Genomic DNA, 221 nt, shown 5'->3' on the forward strand with positions numbered 1-221 from the left:
TCCCAGCGCATTACGCCGCAGCGCGAACGGGTCCTTGTTGCCCGTCGGCTTCAGGCCCGCGGCGAAACCGCCCGCGAGCGTATCCAGTCGCTCGGCGATGGCGAGCACATTGCCCAGCGGCGACAGCGCGATGTCGTCGCCGGCGAAGCGCGGCTGGTAGGCCTCGTCGATGGCCAGCGCGATCTCCTTCGGCTCGCCCGCGGCGAGGGCGTAGTGGCGGC

The 221-nt window shown here is 71.9% G+C and carries 1 protein-coding gene; it reads right to left on the minus strand.

Annotated elements, in window-relative coordinates:
• The coding region (locus RRF55_RS28830; protein ID WP_439419419.1) for a glycine--tRNA ligase subunit beta at positions 1-221 on the minus strand (221 nt) is incomplete at both ends.

Source organism: Klebsiella sp. K47 (assembly GCF_051858335.1).
Classification (GTDB): Bacteria; Pseudomonadota; Gammaproteobacteria; order Enterobacterales; family Enterobacteriaceae; genus Klebsiella; species Klebsiella pneumoniae.